The 19520-nt window shown below is 45.6% G+C and carries 26 protein-coding genes, 1 tRNA gene and 1 pseudogene; 11 read left to right on the forward strand and 17 right to left on the reverse strand.

Going from position 1 to position 19520, the window contains the following annotated elements; genetic code table 11:
• Positions 1-26 precede the first annotated feature (26 nt).
• Both JCM11216_RS02810 and JCM11216_RS02815 read right to left on the reverse strand, forming a co-directional pair.
• Positions 27-2267 (reverse strand): annotated as a pseudogene (locus tag JCM11216_RS02810) (elongation factor EF-2).
• A 183-nt stretch (positions 2268-2450) separates the two neighbouring features.
• Positions 2451-2972 carry a hypothetical protein gene (locus JCM11216_RS02815; protein WP_243674954.1) on the reverse strand — a complete coding sequence of 174 codons (522 nt, stop codon included), beginning with the start codon at positions 2970-2972 and terminating at the stop codon, positions 2451-2453.
• Positions 2973-3129: 157 nt separating this feature from the next.
• Between JCM11216_RS02815 and JCM11216_RS15595 the strand changes: the two genes are divergently transcribed.
• The 10 genes from JCM11216_RS15595 (at position 3130) to JCM11216_RS15605 (ending at position 7612) form a co-directional block, all read left to right on the forward strand.
• Positions 3130-3417, forward strand: coding sequence for an MBL fold metallo-hydrolase (locus tag JCM11216_RS15595; protein WP_243674955.1), 288 nt, complete (start codon positions 3130-3132; stop codon positions 3415-3417).
• A complete protein-coding gene (locus JCM11216_RS02820; protein ID WP_243674956.1) occupies positions 3368-3820 on the forward strand; it encodes a hypothetical protein in 453 nt (150 codons plus the stop codon). The genes JCM11216_RS15595 and JCM11216_RS02820 overlap by 50 nt, the downstream gene beginning before the upstream one ends.
• 46 nt (positions 3821-3866) lie before the next feature.
• A complete protein-coding gene (locus tag JCM11216_RS02825; protein WP_054853235.1) occupies positions 3867-4154 on the forward strand; it encodes a hypothetical protein in 288 nt (95 codons plus the stop codon).
• Positions 4155-4197: 43 nt separating this feature from the next.
• Positions 4198-4785, forward strand: coding sequence for a hypothetical protein (locus JCM11216_RS02830; protein ID WP_054853236.1), 588 nt, complete (start codon positions 4198-4200; stop codon positions 4783-4785).
• 57 nt (positions 4786-4842) lie between these two features.
• On the forward strand, positions 4843-5319 hold the full coding sequence (locus tag JCM11216_RS02835; protein WP_054853237.1) for a MaoC/PaaZ C-terminal domain-containing protein: 477 nt from the start codon (positions 4843-4845) through the stop codon (positions 5317-5319).
• 54 nt (positions 5320-5373) lie between these two features.
• Positions 5374-5449, forward strand: a tRNA-Gln gene (locus tag JCM11216_RS02840).
• Positions 5450-5878: 429 nt separating this feature from the next.
• The gene (locus tag JCM11216_RS02845; RefSeq protein WP_243674957.1) at positions 5879-6385 is read left to right on the forward strand and encodes a hypothetical protein; all 507 of its coding nucleotides are present in this window, start codon (positions 5879-5881) and stop codon (positions 6383-6385) included.
• Positions 6382-6969 carry a hypothetical protein gene (locus JCM11216_RS02850; RefSeq protein WP_054853239.1) on the forward strand — a complete coding sequence of 196 codons (588 nt, stop codon included), beginning with the start codon at positions 6382-6384 and terminating at the stop codon, positions 6967-6969. Before JCM11216_RS02845 ends, JCM11216_RS02850 begins: the two co-directional genes overlap by 4 nt.
• Positions 6970-7256: 287 nt before the next feature.
• Positions 7257-7415, forward strand: a complete 159-nt coding sequence (locus tag JCM11216_RS15600; protein WP_243674958.1) for a hypothetical protein — start codon at positions 7257-7259, stop codon at positions 7413-7415.
• 23 nt (positions 7416-7438) lie between these two features.
• The gene (locus JCM11216_RS15605) at positions 7439-7612 is read left to right on the forward strand and encodes a hypothetical protein (RefSeq protein ID WP_243674959.1); all 174 of its coding nucleotides are present in this window, start codon (positions 7439-7441) and stop codon (positions 7610-7612) included.
• 405 nt (positions 7613-8017) lie between these two features.
• Here the strand turns inward: JCM11216_RS15605 and JCM11216_RS15610 are convergent, their stop codons facing one another.
• The 13 genes from JCM11216_RS15610 to JCM11216_RS02900 all read right to left on the reverse strand — a co-directional run bounded on the left by JCM11216_RS15610 (position 8018) and on the right by JCM11216_RS02900 (position 16471).
• Positions 8018-8242, reverse strand: a complete 225-nt coding sequence (locus tag JCM11216_RS15610) for a hypothetical protein (protein ID WP_243674960.1) — start codon at positions 8240-8242, stop codon at positions 8018-8020.
• A 970-nt stretch (positions 8243-9212) separates the two neighbouring features.
• Positions 9213-9455 (reverse strand): hypothetical protein, encoded by a 243-nt coding sequence (locus JCM11216_RS02855; RefSeq protein WP_054853240.1) that lies wholly within the window; start codon positions 9453-9455, stop codon positions 9213-9215.
• Between the two features lie 239 nt (positions 9456-9694).
• Positions 9695-10834 (reverse strand): MFS transporter, encoded by a 1140-nt coding sequence (locus JCM11216_RS02860; protein ID WP_243674961.1) that lies wholly within the window; start codon positions 10832-10834, stop codon positions 9695-9697.
• A gap of 89 nt (positions 10835-10923) precedes the next feature.
• Positions 10924-11202: a hypothetical protein gene (locus JCM11216_RS02865; protein WP_054853241.1), complete on the reverse strand. Its 279-nt coding sequence runs from the start codon at positions 11200-11202 to the stop codon at positions 10924-10926.
• Positions 11203-11296: 94 nt separating this feature from the next.
• The gene (locus JCM11216_RS02870) at positions 11297-11680 is read right to left on the reverse strand and encodes a hypothetical protein (RefSeq protein ID WP_054853242.1); all 384 of its coding nucleotides are present in this window, start codon (positions 11678-11680) and stop codon (positions 11297-11299) included.
• A 79-nt stretch (positions 11681-11759) separates the two neighbouring features.
• On the reverse strand, positions 11760-11954 hold the full coding sequence (locus tag JCM11216_RS02875) for a hypothetical protein (protein ID WP_054853243.1): 195 nt from the start codon (positions 11952-11954) through the stop codon (positions 11760-11762).
• On the reverse strand, positions 11935-12075 hold the full coding sequence (locus JCM11216_RS15615; RefSeq protein WP_243674962.1) for a hypothetical protein: 141 nt from the start codon (positions 12073-12075) through the stop codon (positions 11935-11937). Before JCM11216_RS15615 ends, JCM11216_RS02875 begins: the two co-directional genes overlap by 20 nt.
• On the reverse strand, positions 12054-12266 hold the full coding sequence (locus JCM11216_RS15620) for a helix-turn-helix domain-containing protein (protein ID WP_243674963.1): 213 nt from the start codon (positions 12264-12266) through the stop codon (positions 12054-12056). Before JCM11216_RS15620 ends, JCM11216_RS15615 begins: the two co-directional genes overlap by 22 nt.
• A gap of 240 nt (positions 12267-12506) precedes the next feature.
• Positions 12507-12989, reverse strand: coding sequence for a radical SAM protein (locus JCM11216_RS15625; protein WP_243674964.1), 483 nt, complete (start codon positions 12987-12989; stop codon positions 12507-12509).
• A complete protein-coding gene (locus tag JCM11216_RS15630) occupies positions 12986-13264 on the reverse strand; it encodes a hypothetical protein (RefSeq protein WP_243674965.1) in 279 nt (92 codons plus the stop codon). The genes JCM11216_RS15625 and JCM11216_RS15630 overlap by 4 nt, the downstream gene beginning before the upstream one ends.
• Positions 13265-13437: 173 nt before the next feature.
• Complete coding sequence (locus JCM11216_RS02890) at positions 13438-14232, reverse strand: heme-binding protein (RefSeq protein WP_243674966.1); 795 nt, start codon at positions 14230-14232, stop codon at positions 13438-13440.
• A complete protein-coding gene (locus tag JCM11216_RS02895) occupies positions 14229-15440 on the reverse strand; it encodes an FAD-dependent oxidoreductase (protein WP_243674967.1) in 1212 nt (403 codons plus the stop codon). Before JCM11216_RS02895 ends, JCM11216_RS02890 begins: the two co-directional genes overlap by 4 nt.
• A gap of 260 nt (positions 15441-15700) precedes the next feature.
• On the reverse strand, positions 15701-16471 hold the full coding sequence (locus tag JCM11216_RS02900; protein WP_243674968.1) for a radical SAM protein: 771 nt from the start codon (positions 16469-16471) through the stop codon (positions 15701-15703).
• Between the two features lie 444 nt (positions 16472-16915).
• On the opposite strand from JCM11216_RS02900, the gene JCM11216_RS02905 reads away from it, so the two are divergent.
• The gene (locus JCM11216_RS02905) at positions 16916-17374 is read left to right on the forward strand and encodes a hypothetical protein (protein WP_054853244.1); all 459 of its coding nucleotides are present in this window, start codon (positions 16916-16918) and stop codon (positions 17372-17374) included.
• A 34-nt stretch (positions 17375-17408) separates the two neighbouring features.
• On the opposite strand, the gene JCM11216_RS15635 is transcribed toward JCM11216_RS02905, so the two are convergent.
• Positions 17409-17591 (reverse strand): hypothetical protein, encoded by a 183-nt coding sequence (locus JCM11216_RS15635; RefSeq protein WP_243674969.1) that lies wholly within the window; start codon positions 17589-17591, stop codon positions 17409-17411.
• A 225-nt stretch (positions 17592-17816) separates the two neighbouring features.
• Entirely contained in the window at positions 17817-19508 is a 1692-nt protein-coding gene (locus JCM11216_RS02915; protein WP_054853245.1) for an ABC transporter permease subunit, read from the reverse strand.
• Between the last annotated feature and the right edge of the window lie 12 nt (positions 19509-19520).

The raw sequence follows: 19520 nt of genomic DNA on the forward strand, positions 1-19520 counted from the left end.
AAAATCAAACTCCTTAAGTTATTATTTTAGTACTGCGATATGAAGTCCTCAACCTTCGGAATCTCCTTAGGCAATCCCTTCCTCTCCCTTACCTTCATCACCATATCAACAAGCATGTTCTCAGGCACTGGCGACCACCTCGCGAACTGAAGGCTCCAGAACACCCTACCAGCAGTGGCGCTTCTAAGCTCGTCACTCAGGGTGAACGACTCCATAACAGGTATCTCACCCTTAATCGTCACCATGTACTCGGACTGAACCATATCAATGACCTTACCCCCCCTGTGCCTATTCAACACGCCAATCACCGAGCCAATGTTCTCCTGCGTCGTCTTAGCCTCTATCGACAGCATTGGCTCGAGCAGTGTCGGCTTGGCCGCCAGTATTCCAGCCATTATGGCATTCTTCGCGGCAGGCATTATCTGGGCCGGGCCCCCCCTGTGCGCTGGGTCCTCGTGAACCACCGCATCATGCAGTATCACCTTTATACCCCCCCTAACGCTCCTGGGCCAGTGGGCCTGCCTGTATTGACCACCTAAAGCCCTGCACTATGTAATCCCTGATCTCCCTTAGGTATTGGATACCCGTTGTCTTATCAACGAAGACGTTGATGTACTGCTCATCGACAGCCCATATGCCCTGGCCTCATCAGCATCCCAACCAGCCTTCTCCCTAAGTATCTTGGCCCTATCCCTCGGGTCCTGGTCGTCAGTGACCTCGCCAAACTGAATTAACCTAATGGTCTCCTCATCAAGCGGCTCAACACTTATGTAAAGCCTATTGTGCTTATTCGGCGACTTCCCCCCCTCGAACGTTGGTGACGCGGCCCTGACAGTCTCCCTAAACCTAACCAGCGGCTGAGATACCGTGAAGTCAAGTTTAGTCCTCTCCTTGAGTAACCACGTGGCTATCTCCAGGTGTAGCGTACCAACACCACTAAGCAGTACCTGGCCCGTCTCCTCATCAATCTTCAGGCTTAGTGTTGGGTCCTCAATAGTCAACTCCCTAAGGCCCTCAACGAGCTTCGCCAGGTCATTCGGGTTCTTGGGCTCTATGGCCACCGTGACCACGGGCTCACTTATGTACTTCATCCTCTCGAATGGAGCAGCCACGTCCTTAATCGAGGCGGCCACTATGGTCTCGCCAGCCCTCGCATCATCAACACCCAGCAAAGCAACTATGTTGCCGGCCGGCACCTCGGGTATTACGATCCTGTTCGGGCCCATGTATAGGTAAGTCTGTAGAACCCTCTTCGCTGTCTTGGCATTTATTAGGTAGACCTCGTCACCCTCCCTAATAGTGCCGCTAAACACCCTGCCGGTGGCTATTAAGCCAGCGTGTGGATCCTTGTTCATCTTACTGACGGCTATCACCGTTGGCCCATCTGGGTCAGCCTCAAGCAATGCCTTACCAAGTGGTGAGTTCAGGTCGCCCCCCCTCCAGATCTTCGGTATCCTATACTTCTGGGCTACGTTTGGTGGTGGTACGTGCTCAACAATCATGTTCAAGATAGCCCTATATAGTGGGAATTCCTGCGCCAGTTCATCGACGTAGTTCTTCTCGTAGGCATCAACGATATTACTGAACTTAAGACCCGCCTTAGCGGCCTGCGGTATCGTCACACCCCCCCACTTATGGAGCGCTGAGCCAAGCGCGACCTGCCCCCCCTTGGATGGGTCGACCTTCCACTTGTCCTTGAAGGCTGGGTCCGCGTACATGTCGATTAGGTTGTTGAAGTCCTTAACTATCTCAATGATCCTCTGCTGAATCTCATTTGGGTTAAGCCTTAGCTCCTTGATTAACCTATCAATCTTATTAATAAAGAGTACGGGCCTAACCATCTCCTCCATTGCCTGCCTGACCACAGTCTCTGTCTGCGTCATAACGCCCTCAACCGCATCAACAACGACTAACGCGCCATCCATAACCCTGAGGGACCTCGTAACATGGCCCGTGAAGTCCACGTGACCCGGCGTATCAACGAAATTAATTATGTACGGCTTACCCTCATACTCGAAGTACAGGCTTATGTTGGCGGCCTTAACAGTCATCTGCCTTAACTGCTCGATCTCGACATAGTCCATTGCCAATGCCTTACCAGCGACCTTGGGGGGGCTAAGTAAACCAGCGCCCATTAGTAGTGAGTCTGTGGTTGTTGTCTTGCCGTGATCAACATGAGCAAGAGTACCTGCGTTTCTAACCTGGGCGGGATTTCGCATCATTGATAGTATGTCCTCGATTTTCTTCTCAATGATCCTAACTGCCATCGATAATCACAACCCAGCGTTAAGTAGTCCTAATAAACCTTTCTGATGACGATATGGATAATGCCAAGTGAGGTTATTCATGATTCACCAAGTACCTACTACACGTGTTGATTAATGAATTCAATGAATCAGAACAATTGAGGTAATACTCGGCATTGATTGAGTAATTAGTAACTAACCTATTTAATTCATTAATAATAAGCTCCCTCGAAACCCCCCCGAGTATCCTCTCTTACATTCTATTCCCAATGAATAATCAATCAACAGGTAGTAAGTAGATGGTACGGCAATTTCCAGGGGCAAGGTCTCCAGTAGTAATTCCTTAGCCACACTAAGGTGAATGCTGCCATGCCTAAGGTAACGCCCACCACCAACACCGACCAAGTGGGCAATCTCGTGAGCAAGGACCTGCCAACCCCCCCAGTAGGCAGCGCAATCACCAAACTCACGCCTAATACGACTAACCCCCCCAATGTGGATGCTGACGGACCTAAACCTCCTAATATACATTACATAACCATAAACACGCCTATAACCTACATTACCATGAACATAAACACTACGTAAGTCCCCAGGAACACCAAAGTAATGAGCGTTATTAAACATGGAAATTACAAAGTCCACGATACGCTTAGCACCAGCGCCATAGGCACTGAGCAAACTAATGATGGAGTAACTAACATTATACCTAACACCATTGCTCAATACCTTAATCCACAGTGAGGAGGCAACGGCATTAATTTATAAGTAAAACCCATCAGTTCCAGGCTAATCTCCTCATTAATCGGCGGAGGTGCATATCATCATCATTAAGTAACTAATGTCTGACTATGCTTATAAAGTATTTAGCGCCATAAAGATAATGGTCAAGTGGGTTAAACTCACAGTAATTAATGACAACAAACCAAACCCACCACTACTAAATGACTGGGGATGGAGCGTACTTATCGAGACGGATAAGTGGACCCTGCTTTATGACGCAGATACGGAGTCGAGGGTTATGGAGAATAATGTAAGGGCCTTGGGCATAGACCTCAATAGGGTTGATGCCGCCTTCCTTAGTCATTACCATGCCGACCACTATGGTGGGTTTAAGTACGTTGGTGAGGTTAGGAGGGGGGTTAACGGTGTATGTTCCCGAGGTCGATAACGTATTACGCAGGTGGGGTCTTAACCCAGTTACTGTTGGGGATTCGAGGGAGGTACTTGAGGATGCCTTTACGACAGGCGTCATGAGCGGTATGGGTGTTTATGAGCATTCATTGATCATTAGGTTGAGTGGTTATGGTTCTATCGTTGTCGTTGGTTGTTCCCACCCGGGCATTGATAATATCGTGAGGAGGAGCCGTGAATTGCTCGGTGATGTTTACCTGGTAATTGGTGGTTTCCATGGACCATCTAGGCAACAGCTTGATGTTGTCGCTAAGTACTCAAGGTATGTATGCCCAGCTCATTGCTCTGGTGATGAGGCTAGGCGCTACGTGAGTGTGGCTTATAGGGATAAGTATTGTGATGTTAAGACCGGTACCGTGATTAACCTACCAATGGGTTGACTCAACTAGAATGGTTCTTAAATTAGTGTGGCACCGTTAGCTGGTAATGGCTAGTAAGGACGTGGTTTTCAATGAGGTTAGGAGGGTTAATGGGGGGGGAGTGGGGGTGATTAGGGGGGGTAGGGTTAGGAGTAGGTCTAGGCCAAGTACTTGGCACAGCGTTGAGGTTAGGATTAGGAGGTTGAGGAGTGGTGAGGTTGCCGTGGTTGGTAAGTGCGATTGTGAGGCGTTTACTAAGGGTCACATGGTTTGCTGGCATATACTTCATTTAGCCAACGTTTTCATTAGGAATAGGCGTAAATTAATTAATGGCCTTGGTGTGACAGTCAATTAGCAATAGAAAAAGCTTTAAGCAAAAAGACCACCAACTCAATGATATGCTTAGCCTACTGGCAATTGCAGTATTCATATACCTGACAGGGAATGGTTCGCAGGTCATGATAAATGTAACGACTCAGTCACCGGTAATGCTAGTGAACATAACGCTACCTGTACAACCCCTAGGCCCAATAACTGTTGCAAATAGTACCGGCCAGTTAATACCATTTTACGTAAGGGGGGGTAATCAGTTATACACCACAACGGTAGGCCCAGGCAACATAACAATAACATACACACCATACATAGATACCCTAAGCAATGGAACACTACAACTCCAGGTAAACACAGACTACGAAACCCAAATCTTCATGGCCAATAACGTACTACCAACATCAATACCAATAAACATACAGAACTTCCAAGCCACAGGCAATGGAGCAATCATAACATTGGCACCAGGAAACTACACAATAAACTTCATAATAACAGGCCAGGTAAACACCACGAAGGCATCAACCACACAGCAGCCCGTAAGGACAACCACAACGCAGCCGGTACCTTTCTCGACACTTGACTACGTAATAGTCATAGTAATAGTAGTACTGCTCCTATCAATACTACTAATCATTAGACGCAGGAGATGATTACAAGGAGAATAGAGACAAAACATTAATAATTAATAAAATCAATACTGAGTAACCATGAGCTTAAAAACACCACCATACACATTCGACGATTTCCAGGTAGGCATGAAAATGAAGTCCCAGGGATTAACCATAACGGAATCACACATCGTACAATTCGCAGAACTAACAGGCGATTACAACCCACTACACGTGGATGACGTATTCGCAAGGGAAACAATATTCGAGGGAAGGGTTGCACATGGACTACTCGTGCAGTCACTTGCCGTAGGCCTTTTCGCACCGCTTGTGGCAGGGACTACAATAGCCCTACTTGAGGTTAACTCAAGGTTCCTGAGACCCGTTAAGATTGGCGATACGATATACGTGGAGTCCGAGGTAATCGATAAGAAACCAAGCGAAAAATACAACGGCGGAATAATAACCTTCAAACACGAGGTCAAAAACCAAAGAGGAGAAACCGTAGCCACGATAGACGTAAAACTACTAATAGCAAGAGGACCAGCAACAAAGAAGAACGTACTCAAGACATAAGACCGTAAAACATGACAAGTAGCGCTTTTAAACCAGCCCTCTTCTACTATTAACAGCCGGGTCGTCTAGCGGCCAAGGATGGCGGGCTTTGGACCCGTTGACCCCGGTTCGAATCCGGGCCCGGCTACCAACACCGAGTCATTCCCGATCTTCGCATCAACTCCCCATACATTGGGAAGGTTAGGACGGATGAGGCGCACGTCAGTAACAGCTTGCTTTATGAAGCCCCCCCTAGGTTCCTCAATTATAGGAATTGACACCACCTCTCAAGGGCGTCGTGCTTGAAAGGAAGGCAACATTTAATGATAAGCCAAGGTGTTCCAGAGAGCATCGTGAATATACTCCGGGGCAGGGCTCCACCCATTGAGCACCGAGTCTTAGTCGAGTATTATTGGTCACTAAGACACGAGGAGCTAAGGCAATGGTACCTAAGGCACGTACCGTGCTACTGTGCTTGTGAAAAGTAATTGAGGTCGTGAATTAAAGTTTACAAGAACGATTCTGCGTAATCATGCAGGTTAGACTTATATACTTAGAGGGTTGTTTATTTAATAATAAGATGAGTAATAATAGATTGGCTTTGGCTAAGGACTTGGTGCTCTTCATATTGAGTAAGGCGGGCGGGCGACTTGAGGGCGCCACTAGGCTTCAGAAAATAGCCTTCCTAATAGTCATGGAGGCTGGGGTAAGGGGGGGTATAGGCTTTGAGCCGAGTGAGTATGGGCCGTACTCACGCGATATAGCGGATGCGGTTAAGGAACTCGAAGAGGAAGGCTTGATAGTAGTAAGGCGCGAGGCAGTCCCCGAGTCCGATAAGGGCTATAGGGAGGTTTACGAATTAGTAAGTAAGGACGCAGCGAAGCGCGCCGAGGAAAGCCTCTTTGGTTGGCATGTCTTAAGGAGGGGGGGTGTTGCCAGGGACGTTGTTTGGCTGTGGAAGGACGCACCATTAGTGGCGTTAATAGAGTACGTTTACCGCAGGTACCCCGAGTACGCAACAAAGAGCCTGATTAAGGATAAGGTCGAGGACATAGTTAAAGCCCTAAGCAGGAGATACTCATTATGAGTAGTGTTGAGTATCTATTTAATTGGTTAATACTATTATTTGATAAGACGCTTAGGGATACTCTAGATAATATTTACAATGTCTTTTTCCAATACCTGAATATTGGACTTCAATGGAGCAACTATATAAGTGCTAATCGACAGTCAATAATATTAGAGATTAATCAAATAGTGAATTTGTTATTACAGGCACGTAATAATGTGGAAATCCAATACCCATTAAGCATAATAAGAAAAACGATGTTCTACCGCTATGAAGCGCTTATGAGTCTCCTGCCGCGTTTCCTTGATTTAATAATTAATGCTCACACGAAAATAGGCAATATTCTGAGAAGACTTAGGTTAATTTCAATAGGTATAGTAACTATACTAATAATTATGGCATTACTTACTCCTACCGTCACTATATACGTACCACCATTTATGGAAATCCGTATGATCATGTACATCGCATATATAATGCTTATTTGCATATTAGCATTATTATTAATATACTCATTGGTTTACGTAGTACATACAGTAAATAATATCAGGAAACAGCTCAATGAATTAGTTAATGTTATGAATGAGGTTGGGCTACCGTAAACCACAAAGAGAAAATCAAAACCCATAATTACCTTATTAAAACAGAATATCTCACTTAGTGATACAAGCTATTTATCGAATTTAAAATGAAGTTCTAAATTCCGCGTGAAACTCAATATTAGGAAATTGATTCCTCGAAATGCCTATAACACTGTGAAGATTGAAGAAGCATGGGGGGGTTAAAAATAATTGGGGGGGAATTAATTGTCTCACGAACGTAACCATGAAACTGCAGAAAAGGACCCCTTTCTATAATCGTTTTCGTAATTGATTTTTTACGTTTGTGAATGTATTCCTTGATTCGTGAGGTAGTTTGGGATTACTTCATGCTGCGCATACCATTGGGTGTTGAGGAGAAATACATGTTTATTTTGAGGTTGTTTTTGCCCCCCCTATTTCATTATAATGTTGATGTTACATATATGAATGGTTCGTTACCCGCCTGAGCTTTAGGACCATTCAGGAGACATTGGCTAGCGTGGACTTGTATGAGAATTGCGTGGGTTATAGGGTGATTGGTAATGGCATGGACTTCAGGGTTAAGGTTGGCGTACCCAGGGGGGGCTTAATGCCCGAGTGCCCAATGAGGACTGTGAGACTCAAAGACTTGAGGATAGTTTTTAAATGCCCCCCCTTGTTCTAGTCATTACTATCAGCCAAGGGGTGACTTCCATGGCGGGCGGCCCTCATTTGCCGCCGCCGTGGAGTGGATGAACCCCCCATTCTCATATTTTAAATGTTTGACGCTAAGACCCTTTTGTAAATGATGAGCTGAACAAACAACGACAGTCCGCTACTTGTGGCATATTAGTAGTTGTGCAAAGTTATTAATGACCGCAATATATTGTATATTAGAGATTGAATGAGCCTCCAATTAGATGCTGGGTATCCTCGTATCATGACCACCATCACTTGGATTGAAGTTTATGAATCGCCTGTGAATAGAAACGCGTTGGCAACCAAACATGTTCACAATCTTTAGGGCCAAACTTAATGAAGCCCGTGAATCAGTTGGGGGGGTAACTGTTTCACGGGTTGTAATTCCCGCCTACGAATCGCCATAAAACAAAAGGCTCCTGGCACCAAGTGAGTATAATTGATTGAGAACTACTGGAGCCCGAGGCATGAGGAGCTTAGGGATTGGTACCTGAGGCATGCACCGTGCCTGCTTTGCCGGTGATTTTTGCGGTGGTTCTTGAGTTACCGCGTCCCCCCCCACCCTAACCCCCCCAACCACCCAACCAAACCATACAACACAAACACCACACACCACCCCCCCAATATTCTATTGAAATCTTCTCGAGAAACTTTACAATACGTTGTATTCTTACGCAATATCCTTTCAATATTCTATTGAAATCTTCGAGGTTTGGTATGGTGAGTACTGCCACTCACACATGTGTAGGGACATTCTTTCAATATTCTATTGAAATCCTCTTCGAGCAAAAACTCGTTAATGCACTTCAGAAGGGTGAGAAACTTTCAATATTCTATTGAAATCCTCAATTAGACCCATATGGTTGTGGTGAGAGGAACGGATATAATAATACTTTCAATATTCTATTGAAATCTTCTGTCAAAAACCACTGTTGGATTCCCATCCCTTACAGCCATGACCTTTCAATATTCTATTGAAATCTTCTACATATTGCAAGATGCTTATGAATTAGCAAAGAAGGCTGATAGTCTTTCAATATTCTATTGAAATCTTCCGTTTCGTTTGTTGATTTGCTTCTTTTTAAGTTTTTCCTTCTTGGTGTTTTGGTTTTCGTTGGTACATGTTTCTACTCTTAATTCTTTCGTTTCGTGCTTGTTCTCACGGTGTTCAAGCGGAATTGAATTGTTGTTCCCACGAAATTTCAACTCCTAAACACCGAGCCTGTTCCAACGATGCTTAGTGCTTTGTAAAACGTGGGGTGTGCATGAGGTCATGCAAACTCCACGGCTTTGTCTTAATGCTTCTCGGGAGGGGATTTTTCCCTGGTTGTGCATGGCATCGTGCCTGAGAAGCCTCTCACCATGCACCACATAAGTGCTTATTGATTCTTGGTTTGGGTTGTTGGGTGGGTTAGTAACGGTAACAAAGTCAGATTGTGCAAGCACCCAACCCCAACTAAGGGCCTACATGCTTAAATGAGACAAAATAGGAATGCAAGGTACTGCGGGAAGCGCCATAACCATGAATCAAATCCCCCAATTGATACTTAAAACGCGCCATGCCTTCTTTGTTGATTTTCCTCGTTTCAAGTGTTTTGTTCCCTCTTGAGTATTATTGCTGCTTCCTCGCTTATGCAGTATACCTTCCTGCCTAGGACGTATCTCGAGTTCAGTAGGCCAGACCTAACCCACCTCTCAAGCCTACTGTAAAGCCCCTTCTCAGTAATCAAGTCCCTGACGAGAGGGTAGAGCTCAGAAAACGTAGCGCATTTATTCCTAATCAAGTAGCCAATTACCGCCCTACCTACATCATCTAACGGGAGATTCATCAAGGAATCTCGACAATCAAGAAGCATTCACAATCTTTAGGGCCGAACTTAATGGAGCTCGGTTTAGAGTAACTGCATCACGCACCTGTAGTAAAGCTCTGAAGGTCCGTGAAACAATTGGTACATGGAACCGAGGGATTTGTTTCTCGTTTTTGGCTTCGTAGTCACGAGCCGTGGCCTTGTGATCTAGGCCCAATTAGGTGTATCTCTTTTTGGTAGGGTTTTAGTGGGGGGGTGTTTTACCTTGCTCTGACTTTTATGGTGCTTCTTGTCATTGGTAATACTGGGAGTAGTGCTAGTACGCCAATTAGTGCTAGGGTTGTGTTGAATAGCATTGCCCAGGTTGCACTGATGGTGTATATTAAAGCAAATACTAGGCTTCCTAGTATACCGCCGAGTGCCTTGCCTGTGTATAGTATCCCGCTATTTACCGTGGAGAATCTCGTACCGAAGACTTCACCGGCTACGTTGAAGTATAGTGTAATCATTGAGCCCCCCCCTGCAAAGCCTATTAACACCGTGGATGCCGCTACCTGGCCGACCCAGAGTAATACGGCTCCGATGGTTAGTAGAACGTTTAGGAGAAGTGTAGTTCTCAGTATACCCAACCTATCTGCGATAAATCCGAAGAACGGCCTCATGCCACCACTTAGTAGGGGGGGTAACACGGATATTAATGTAACGAGCTCCCACTGCGGCAGTTCTTTACCGACCACAGGTAATTCGGAGGATACCACGGCCAAGGGAACGACGGCCCCCACGAATGACGCATAAATCAACCAAAACCTGCTGGTTAGAATCACCTGGCCAGGCCTTTGCCCAGTTAGCTTTGTTGGGTACTCCGAAAACCACAGTAGTATGGGTAGTACGGCCACCTCAGTGAGCCCTATGGCCAACGTGACCACGCCGTAATTTGGGGCCATTGATATGAATGGGTTGGCTATTGCGGAGCCCAGGCCGAAGCCCATGGACACGATGCCCGTGGCGAACCCCCCCATCCTATCCCTAAACCACTTCATGGCCATGTTAGCGGCTATGCCATAGAGTATGCCCTCACCAACACTGCCCATGGACCAAAACACGTAGAAGTAATAAATACTGTGGGATGCGTAGGTTCCCAGGAAACCCAATGCGGATAGTACCGAGGCAACTATACCGACCTTCCTAGGCCCATCCCTATCTGCGAAATGGCCACCCACTGGTTGGAATAGTGACGAGAATATACTAAACAATGCAAAGCCTAGGGCCACCTGGACAATGCTGGCCTTAAATCCAGCCATCAAAAGCGGCTCCAGCGCGTTCCAGGAGTATTGGTAAAGCGAGTTGAAGCACATGATCACAAAACCTATGGCGAGGAACCTGCCTCTATCCACAGTCACCTCACCAACGAGGGGGGGGCAACCCAAACCCCAGGTTCTAATAAACTTTAACCACTAAGTTAATGGGAATCAGCCAAATTCCGCAATTCTTAACTTATTGAAATTGTACTCGACATAGATTGAAGAATAACGTGGGTTATGCACTTTGATTGCATAATGTATTTTGAGCCCGTGCCCTCTATTGCGCCTCCTGGGTATGTTACTGAGCTTGATATCGCGTTTATTTGTAGGCAGGTGTTGGGTGATGTGTCTATGGTTATTGATGAACCTGTCGCATTGATTCTGTAGTTTCCTGGCCCCTGTATTTTGATTATGCCTGTTGTTGCTGATATTTCCAGGGTTGCGTTGCCTATGCTTTCTAGGTCCATGTTTATAACCGAACTTGATAGGTTTAAGTCGGCATTACCTATGTTGTTGACTTGAATGTTTATGATCGATGCCGAGTCGTTGAAAAGAAGTTCCTTAACTCCTGGTGGTAGGTATACATTTGTGCTTACTATGCATGTGAATATGGGGGTAGAATTGTTCCCTTGGGCATGTGGTTGAGGATAACTGTATGTATAGTGCATTGCCTGCCTGTCTTGATGTGTAGTTTATGCTTGGTTTGGGTATTAGTGGGGTGTAGGTTATTACGTTGCTTACTTCAATTTGGGAGCCGTTGTATGTGCTTACATGTATGGAGCCGGGTATTTCTGAGTTTATTGCCACTGTAGGTTCTATACTGTAGTTCGTGTTGTACGTGACTCTGGGTAGTAATGCTGGTACTACGTATATTACTATGTACGCCACCACGGCAATCATCATTATTACAATGGCAGCCTTAATAGCGCGATCCATCCTAATCACTCCTCCATAGCCCTCTTAAGCTCATCCATCTTAGTGCTCAATTCACTGATCCTACTGCTTAACTCGGTTATCTGTCTCTCTAGGTCGCGCTGGGCCTATTTCTCTCCCTGATTACCCTTGCCCACACTGGTATGGCGATGATTAGTACCACGAAGGCGAATGGGATGCCATCAATGCCTGCATAAGCCACGATGAAGGCAATCGACACTGCTATGGCGGCCCACACAATGGCAGTCACAATTATCAACCCTCTCTCACTTAATCCGTTGCTCATCGCCACCACCCATTAACTTCACTATATAGTCTGGGTCCACGGTCAATTTGAAGTCCACCAACTGGTAATACCTCAGGGCCCTCGCCTCCCCCCCAGGTATTAACTCCACCCTTGATACCACCAAACCAGCCTCTGGAGCTTGTTTAGGTGAACCTTCGCCAATGCCCTGCTTATGCCAAGTCTCTTCGCTATGTCTGCCAGGTAAAGGGGGGGACCATTCATTTTCAGTAGGGCGATTATCCTCAGCCTTATTGGGTGGCCCAGGGCGTCCATTGCCCTTGCCAAGTCCTCCAGGGATTTTACCTCCGTCATACATATCGATCAGGTAATTAAAAAATTACTAGTTTTTAAACATTATCCAAGTATTCACAAAATAACTAACTAGATAGGGACAACGTGTGAGTCATCGATGATGGAAGCCACGCTTAATAATGTGCGTAAATCCCATTAAGGAGACGTGGGGGCTTTGCCTTGTTGTTTTAACGGTATTGTGTTAATTAGGTGAAAGGAGATAGATGCGGGGGGTTAAGCCATCTCACAATATTCTTATGGTTAAGGCCTTGGATGCAGAACAACCACCCTACTGGGTCTTCCCAATTTTTCATGGGTCATTACTTTAACATACTTGCCTGCCCTGCTCATTGCTTCATTTAATTCCTCCTGTGTTGGTCTTCTCCAGGGCGTGCCTGGTATTGGAATTAATGGGTCGATTATTAGGACTGGGTCCCTCGTAATGCCTGTCAGGTATTTCGCGATTCCCTCTATGTCCTTGGCATCGTTTAAGCCAGGTATTAACACCGTCTCAAAAACAGCCTTAATATCATTCTCTACTAATCGCTTTATATTCCTTAGGACGGGTTCGAGGGGCTTGCCCGTGTATTTAATGTGCCTGTTTGGGTCGAGGGTCTTAATCCCAATGACAACCTCGCAATCCCTGCATTGCCTTAGTTCATTAAGTAATTCATTGCTTATTTCGTAGGCATTGGTTAGTAGTCTTATTCTCAGCCTTCTATTATTCAATTCCCTAACTATCATAGGTAGGCTGGGTCAATTGTTGGTTCTTCGCCTCCGAGGACGGCCTCTTCCATGCCGTATTGATTAATGGCGTTATCAATTATTTCCAGAAACTCGTTGATGCCCAATAACCCCCCCTGGAACCTCAACCTAACTAATTCATCATTGCCTAAATGGTGGTCCCATGGTGTCAGCTTCCTTATGCACCATGGGCAGTTGAAGTTGCATCCTAGGAATTGCACATAGGCTGAGTGCAGGTCTATGTAATACGTTATGTGGCTGATTCTTGTGTTCACATGGTTGGTTAGAAATCCTATTTTTAAGCATGGTCATTATTAAAGTAAGGTTAATAATTCATTGCACAAGCCTTATTTTGATGCTGATGACTTGCCCAACTGATGAGTGATGTGGATTAGGGGCTGGGCTTAGGCAATAGGCTCTGCACCGGCGTTTTTCAGTGCTGAAATGGCTATTTCCTTATCATCCTGAGGCCTATTACCGGCAATACCCATTGCGAACATTGAGCCTGGAGCCTAAATGGTACTCCACCGGCCGTTACTGTAAGTCTCTCATTCCAGCCAACGCCGTAATTAATACCGACTTCATTAACCACGGCATCTGATGGAACCCTAAAGGCCGCCGCTGTCCAAGCCCTATCACGTGAAGCCTCAATATAGCCGTAGGGGCCCCCCCCATCCATCCTATAGATCAGTACTGGCCATCCCCCCCACTCATCAACTATTGTTATGGCTACTGGGCGTAGCTTCTTCTCAATGACGTGGCTAATCGCGGCATCGGCAATCCTCCTCAATGACCTAAGCATATCCTCGCCTGTAAAGTCAATGTGGTCCTCCCTATAGAATGCGCTCAACCCAGCCTGTGCTATTGCCTCGTCCTCCTCAGCGGAGCCGCCGCTATGCCCTATGCCGCCGATGACCTTATTACCTGAGACCACGGGTACTGAGCCAGGGATTATCGTGAGTCTACCGCCATACTTAACATTGAGTCTCCAACCCTGACCTCTAGTAATAACCTCGAGAACCCTGGCTGAGGTCTTCATAGTTGCCGCGGTCCAGGCCTTATCAATTGCTATGTCGAAGGTCGCGGGTAAGCCGTTGTCTCTACGCTCAGCCGCGATTACGTGGCCACCCTCATCAACCACGGCAAAACTGCCTGGTAATACCCTATTGTCTCTTGCATACCTAATCATTGCATCAATCATCTTCCTGGCGACGTCGAGGGTTATAGTCCTTGGCGCGCTCATGACTGCACACCCCCCCTCCTAGCCCTTGGGTCAAAGCCCCCCCTCTTAGGCTCGAGCCTGAGTCCTGACTGCATTAATAACTCAACAACCTTCTTACCAAGCATTGGCGAGGCGGATACGCCGGCTGGTCCAAGCACTATGTTGACCCAGTTTGGTACGTAGTCCGGTATGTCTACCACGAAGTCATGCCAGCCGGTGTCTGCGTTTGTGTATGCCATGAAGCCTATGAACGACTTAACAACATGCTTCTCAAAGGGTATTTCGGGGAATAACTCCTTGGCGACCTTGATATTGTGATTAACGGCCTCCTCACGGACAACCCTATCACTCCTATACGTGAGCTCGAGGTAAATGCCTGACCTGGCGAGACCGTAAATATTGGGTAGCACTGCCTTTACATGAGGCATGTCCTCTATCCTAGGCAGTACGTGAACCTCATGACTTATTAACCTACCAACCTCCTCATCAAAGTCTGTCAAGGTGCCCTTTAGCGGCACGATGGAGAAGTTTCTCGCGCCGACCATCTCGGCAATCCTATCAACCTCAATACCGGCCGCATTAACCACAAAGGTCGACTTAATGACTAAGCCCTGCCTAGTATAGATACTGTATGTTATTCCCTGCCTCTCAATCCTAACAACCTCCTGGTTGAGTAGGAACTCGACGCCATTAGCCCTGGCATTCTCGGCAAGGGCCTTGGCAACCTTAACGGGGTCGGTTATGCATAGGTTTGGGTCGTGTAAGGCTCCTAGAGCGCTTGGTGTAATGTATGGCTCCATATCCAATAATCGCTTCCTATCCACAAACTCAAGGGGGGGTTGAAAGCTACCCTCAGGTATGTAGTAAGGCGCGTTGGGCTCAAGTGATGATTTAAAGGCCCTTGAGTAAAGCCTTAGGTACCTCCTGAAGTCAGCCTTATCCCTAATCAACCAAAGACCACCAATTCTCCTCAATGGGAAACCAAGCTCATCAGCGAGCTTCGGCCAAAGCGGTATGCTCTTAACATTCAACTCGGCATGAAGAGTACCTGGCCTAAAGGTTAGGGAATCACCGCCTTGGCAGACCAGGTTGTGGTTCGTGGTCGTGCTCTCCAGGCCAACATCGTTATGCCTATCAATAACTGCAATACTAACGTTGTATTGAGATAATTCACGGGCAACAGATACCCCCAGCAATGCCACTGCCAATAATTGCGACGTCGAATACAAGTGACCCCAGCATAAATACTTATGCCTATCTTTTCTAATTTAAGCACCGCCTATATATTAATTATATATTTAACAACAATCACTCCCCCCCTGAATATACCAGGTATTTAATGCCATTAAACTCAACCTCCCTGGTCAAACTCCTTATCTTATCGAGAATCTCCATACCTAGGTTATTCCTCCTGATAACGTCCATCACCTGCTCAATAGTCATTGGCTGTATCTTGAGTATACTTAATAAGCTATTTACTGGGTCATTCCTATCTATATGAAACTCCCCCTCTCTCAATATAGTCTATTATGAAGATCCTATCACTATTCACATACCTCGAAAGCACCCTGGCAAGGTTCATTAGTACATCGGATGTTGGTGGCTTAACCCAGGGCTCAGCGGGTGGTCTTGTGGGCACCATCATGTAGACCCTATCCGGCCTGTACCTACTTAGGGCATCGCCAATACGTTCTATCTCATCCTCATTATCATTTACTCCATGAACAAGCATTACCTCAGTCCATATCTGCCCACTAAACACCTCACGGAATCTCTCAATACCCTCTATGAATTTGTCAAAGGTTATATCCCTATGGGGGGGCCTATTAATGAGCCTAAACGTTCTCTCACTTCCAGCATCAGTACTTACCTTAACTACATCCAGCTCGCTTAACCATGCCCTGACATTCTCATCGATTAGCTTGGCACCATTGGTCAGTATTGCCAAGGGCTTATCCTGATTATCCCTTGCCCACTGAATTAACTTGCCCAGGCCGGCATAAAGTGTTGGTTCTCCATCGCCGATAAATGTTAGGTAGTCATAATCCCTAGTCCTCACTGCGATCTCCAACTCCCTAATAATATCCTCGGGTGGGTAAAACATCCTTAGGTCATTTATTACGTGCTTGGTCCTGCCCAGTTGGCAGTATATGCAGTTGAAATTGCAGTACTTAAGCGGAACAACATTTACACCAAGCGACCTACCTAATCTACGTGAGGGCACTGGGCCAAAGACATTGTGAAACATAAAAATACCCAAACTGCTAGTAATAGGCTTAGGTTAAATATTTTTATTAAGTGTTGCATTTCTATCTCTAATTAATTAGCAATTGAAAGCATGAATAAAAGCAACTAAATGCATGCTCTTTCTACAGGTGTATATATGATAAAGCATTATACACTTTGGGAAATCATAATAATACATGAATAATATTCACTTATTAGAAAGTGAACCTTTTAATTAATGATTATTGCTTAAAGAGTTTTCGTAAGTTTTTATGAGGGTGCTCTATATTAACCTTGTGATAAATCAAGGAGTTGAATACTCAAGGAGGATTTACCAGGAGGCCATGTCACAATGCCTAAGGCCGTGGTACACTGATGACTGTCGTAAATGTAGGCTAGGATTCACTAGATGCTTAACCAGTTACTTATCGCTATTGAATTAAGGGAATGTTTAAAACATTGGTGTGAAAGGCATCATGTGAATTACATATTCCCAAGCAGGGAGTGGGTAAATGCCCTCTGTACAGGCCTTAACGGCGATAGGGACTTCCTTAATGCGATTAATGGTTGGAGAATAGACGTACTACTTGTCGGCAGGAACCTAAGCCCAGGCGTAATAAACCATCTACAGAGAACGTACGGCATTAATAAAATTGAAACGATAGGCGTGCTCTTTAGGTTTAATAATTCATGTAATGAAGCCTCCCTCATTATAAACCCGGACATTAACTCATACCAATACGTGGTCATTGCCGATTACGATGTATGGCTCAAGGTCCTCAGTGGATTAAGTGACCCGGTAACGACCATGCTCAGTGTATTTAGGAGGTTGGAGGTTAGGGGGGGTAGTATGGTGACGCTTGTGAGGTTGGCCGCCAATATCGTATCGCCAATGGCGAAGGTAATTATGAAAATACCAACGGAAATAATAAAGTAAAAACGTTTAATTTTTAATGAATTATGTTGTTATATTACCACCAATGCCACCAACGCCTTCCGCCATGCCACCCTCCGTAGAACCAACCCCAGCCTGGGCCCCACGGTGCGGGTGGGTATGGGTAGCTTGTGTACCAGCTCTTGAAGCTCTTGCCAAGGTCTGTCAATTCCACGTATTCCTCATTACCCTCCTTAACAACCCTTATCAAGCCAGCCATTTGCAGAGCGCTTATTGCGTAATCAAAGCTGCGCCGTATAGTGGTACCCTACTTCTTAAATCACTCATCTTTATCCTATCCGTTATTTGGTTTAGTATTATCCACGCACCCCCCCACCTCGTCATGCCGAACATTCCTTTCACCAATATCGCTTCTGATATCGGATTTAAAAACCTTTCTCATCATGTATTCATATGAATACTTAATTAAAATGAATACACTTGATTATCCCTTTATACCACCGATGTTGAAGCCCTCGAGCAACCTACCCATTATTACGTAACTAAGCACCATGACTGGTAACGCAACCACAAGGGCCGACGAAGCCAGTAATCCCCCCCAATCAACGGCCTTACTCCTTATTGCCTCTATTGCGAATATGGTTACTGTCTGTGCGCCCGTTGGTGGGAAGTTGAATAGCCATGGGGGGGTCTCCGTTAGTATTAATGGGTAGAATAGTAACTGCCAGCTTATTATGAAGGATAGTATCATTACCATGAACCAACTACTCCTGGTTATTGGGGGGGCTATGATCCTAAACAACGTATAAGTCGAGGAGGCCCCCTCAATCTCAGCCAACTCCTGATACTCATTCGGCAGGTCCCTGTATATATTGAAGAGGAGCCAGGCGGACAGTGTTACCGTGAATATGGGCTCGGCGAGTATCAATGCCCACCAGGTGTTTAGGAGTCCCGAGTTCATGAATAGGGTGTATATTGGGAATATGAAGCTTGTGGATGGTAATGAGTATAGATATATCGTGATTAGTAATAGCCAGTAAATGTTTTGCTTAGACATTATGTATGATGCTGTGCCTGCCAATATTGCGGAGATCAATGCAACGAATGCACTAACAATGAGGCTTGTGGAGATGTATGATGCAGAGTTCGTGATTGCGTTCACGAAGTAATTTATTGTAAAGGCGACTGGGTATAGTATTGGTGGTGATATGAAGTCGTAAATGTTCGGCCTAAAGGCGAGTACGACCATCCAGTAAACAGGAAATAGTAGGAATAGTAGTATTATTACTGTTAATATCCACAGTAATGAGTCATAGATCCTATCCGGAATCTTAATCGTAGGGAGCCTCACGTAAAGGCCGCCGCTACGCATGACGTATAACAGCGCCACAGCTGGTAATGTGGCTAAGGCCGCAAGTAACGCTGCAGCTGCCTCACCGCCGGAGAAGTCACCAATGAAGTATAGTAAATCGAATATGAGTAGGGGCAGTGTTGTTGATGAGTAACCAGGCCCTCCCTCGGTCAATACGTAGGGTATGTCGAAGTTACCCAATTGAAGCACGAATATCACTAGGAATGCCGTAAGCACAATCTTGAAAATATAGGGCAATGCAACACCGCTATAGTACTGTGAGAGGGAGGCACCATCTACCTGGGAGACCTCCTTAAGCTCCTTACTAATTGACTTAAGCCCACCAATGATCATTAGATAGGCAAAGGATGTGCTGCTCCATACGCCAACAATGATCACAGACCATATTGATAGACCGGGTATTGTGGTCATGTTTAGCATGGGTATATGAAATAATTTAAATAGGTAATAGAACGGCCCGTACATTGGGTCGAAGAGTGTGTACCAAATCATCGATGATGATATGAACGGTATTGTGTATGGTACAAGTATTATTAATGACATCGGTACCTGCCACTTCATGGGTAAGCTATCAACCCTGATGGCCAACACCAATGCAAGCATTGTTGATAATAATGCGGTCATTGTTGCGAAAAGCAATGTGTTATAGAGAGCCAAATTGAATGTACCTGGTGGAAAATCTACTATTAAACCCTTTATTGAAGTTGGGGGGGTAAAACCAACGAAGTAGAAGGTTAGGATTAATGGAATTAGTCCAAAGGCAAGTATGTATATTAAATACGGTATTAACCAAAACCTCCTCATATCGGCTCAATT

The sequence above is a fragment of the Vulcanisaeta distributa JCM 11216 genome (assembly GCF_001315985.1).
GTDB lineage: Archaea > Thermoproteota > Thermoprotei > Thermoproteales > Thermocladiaceae > Vulcanisaeta > Vulcanisaeta distributa_E.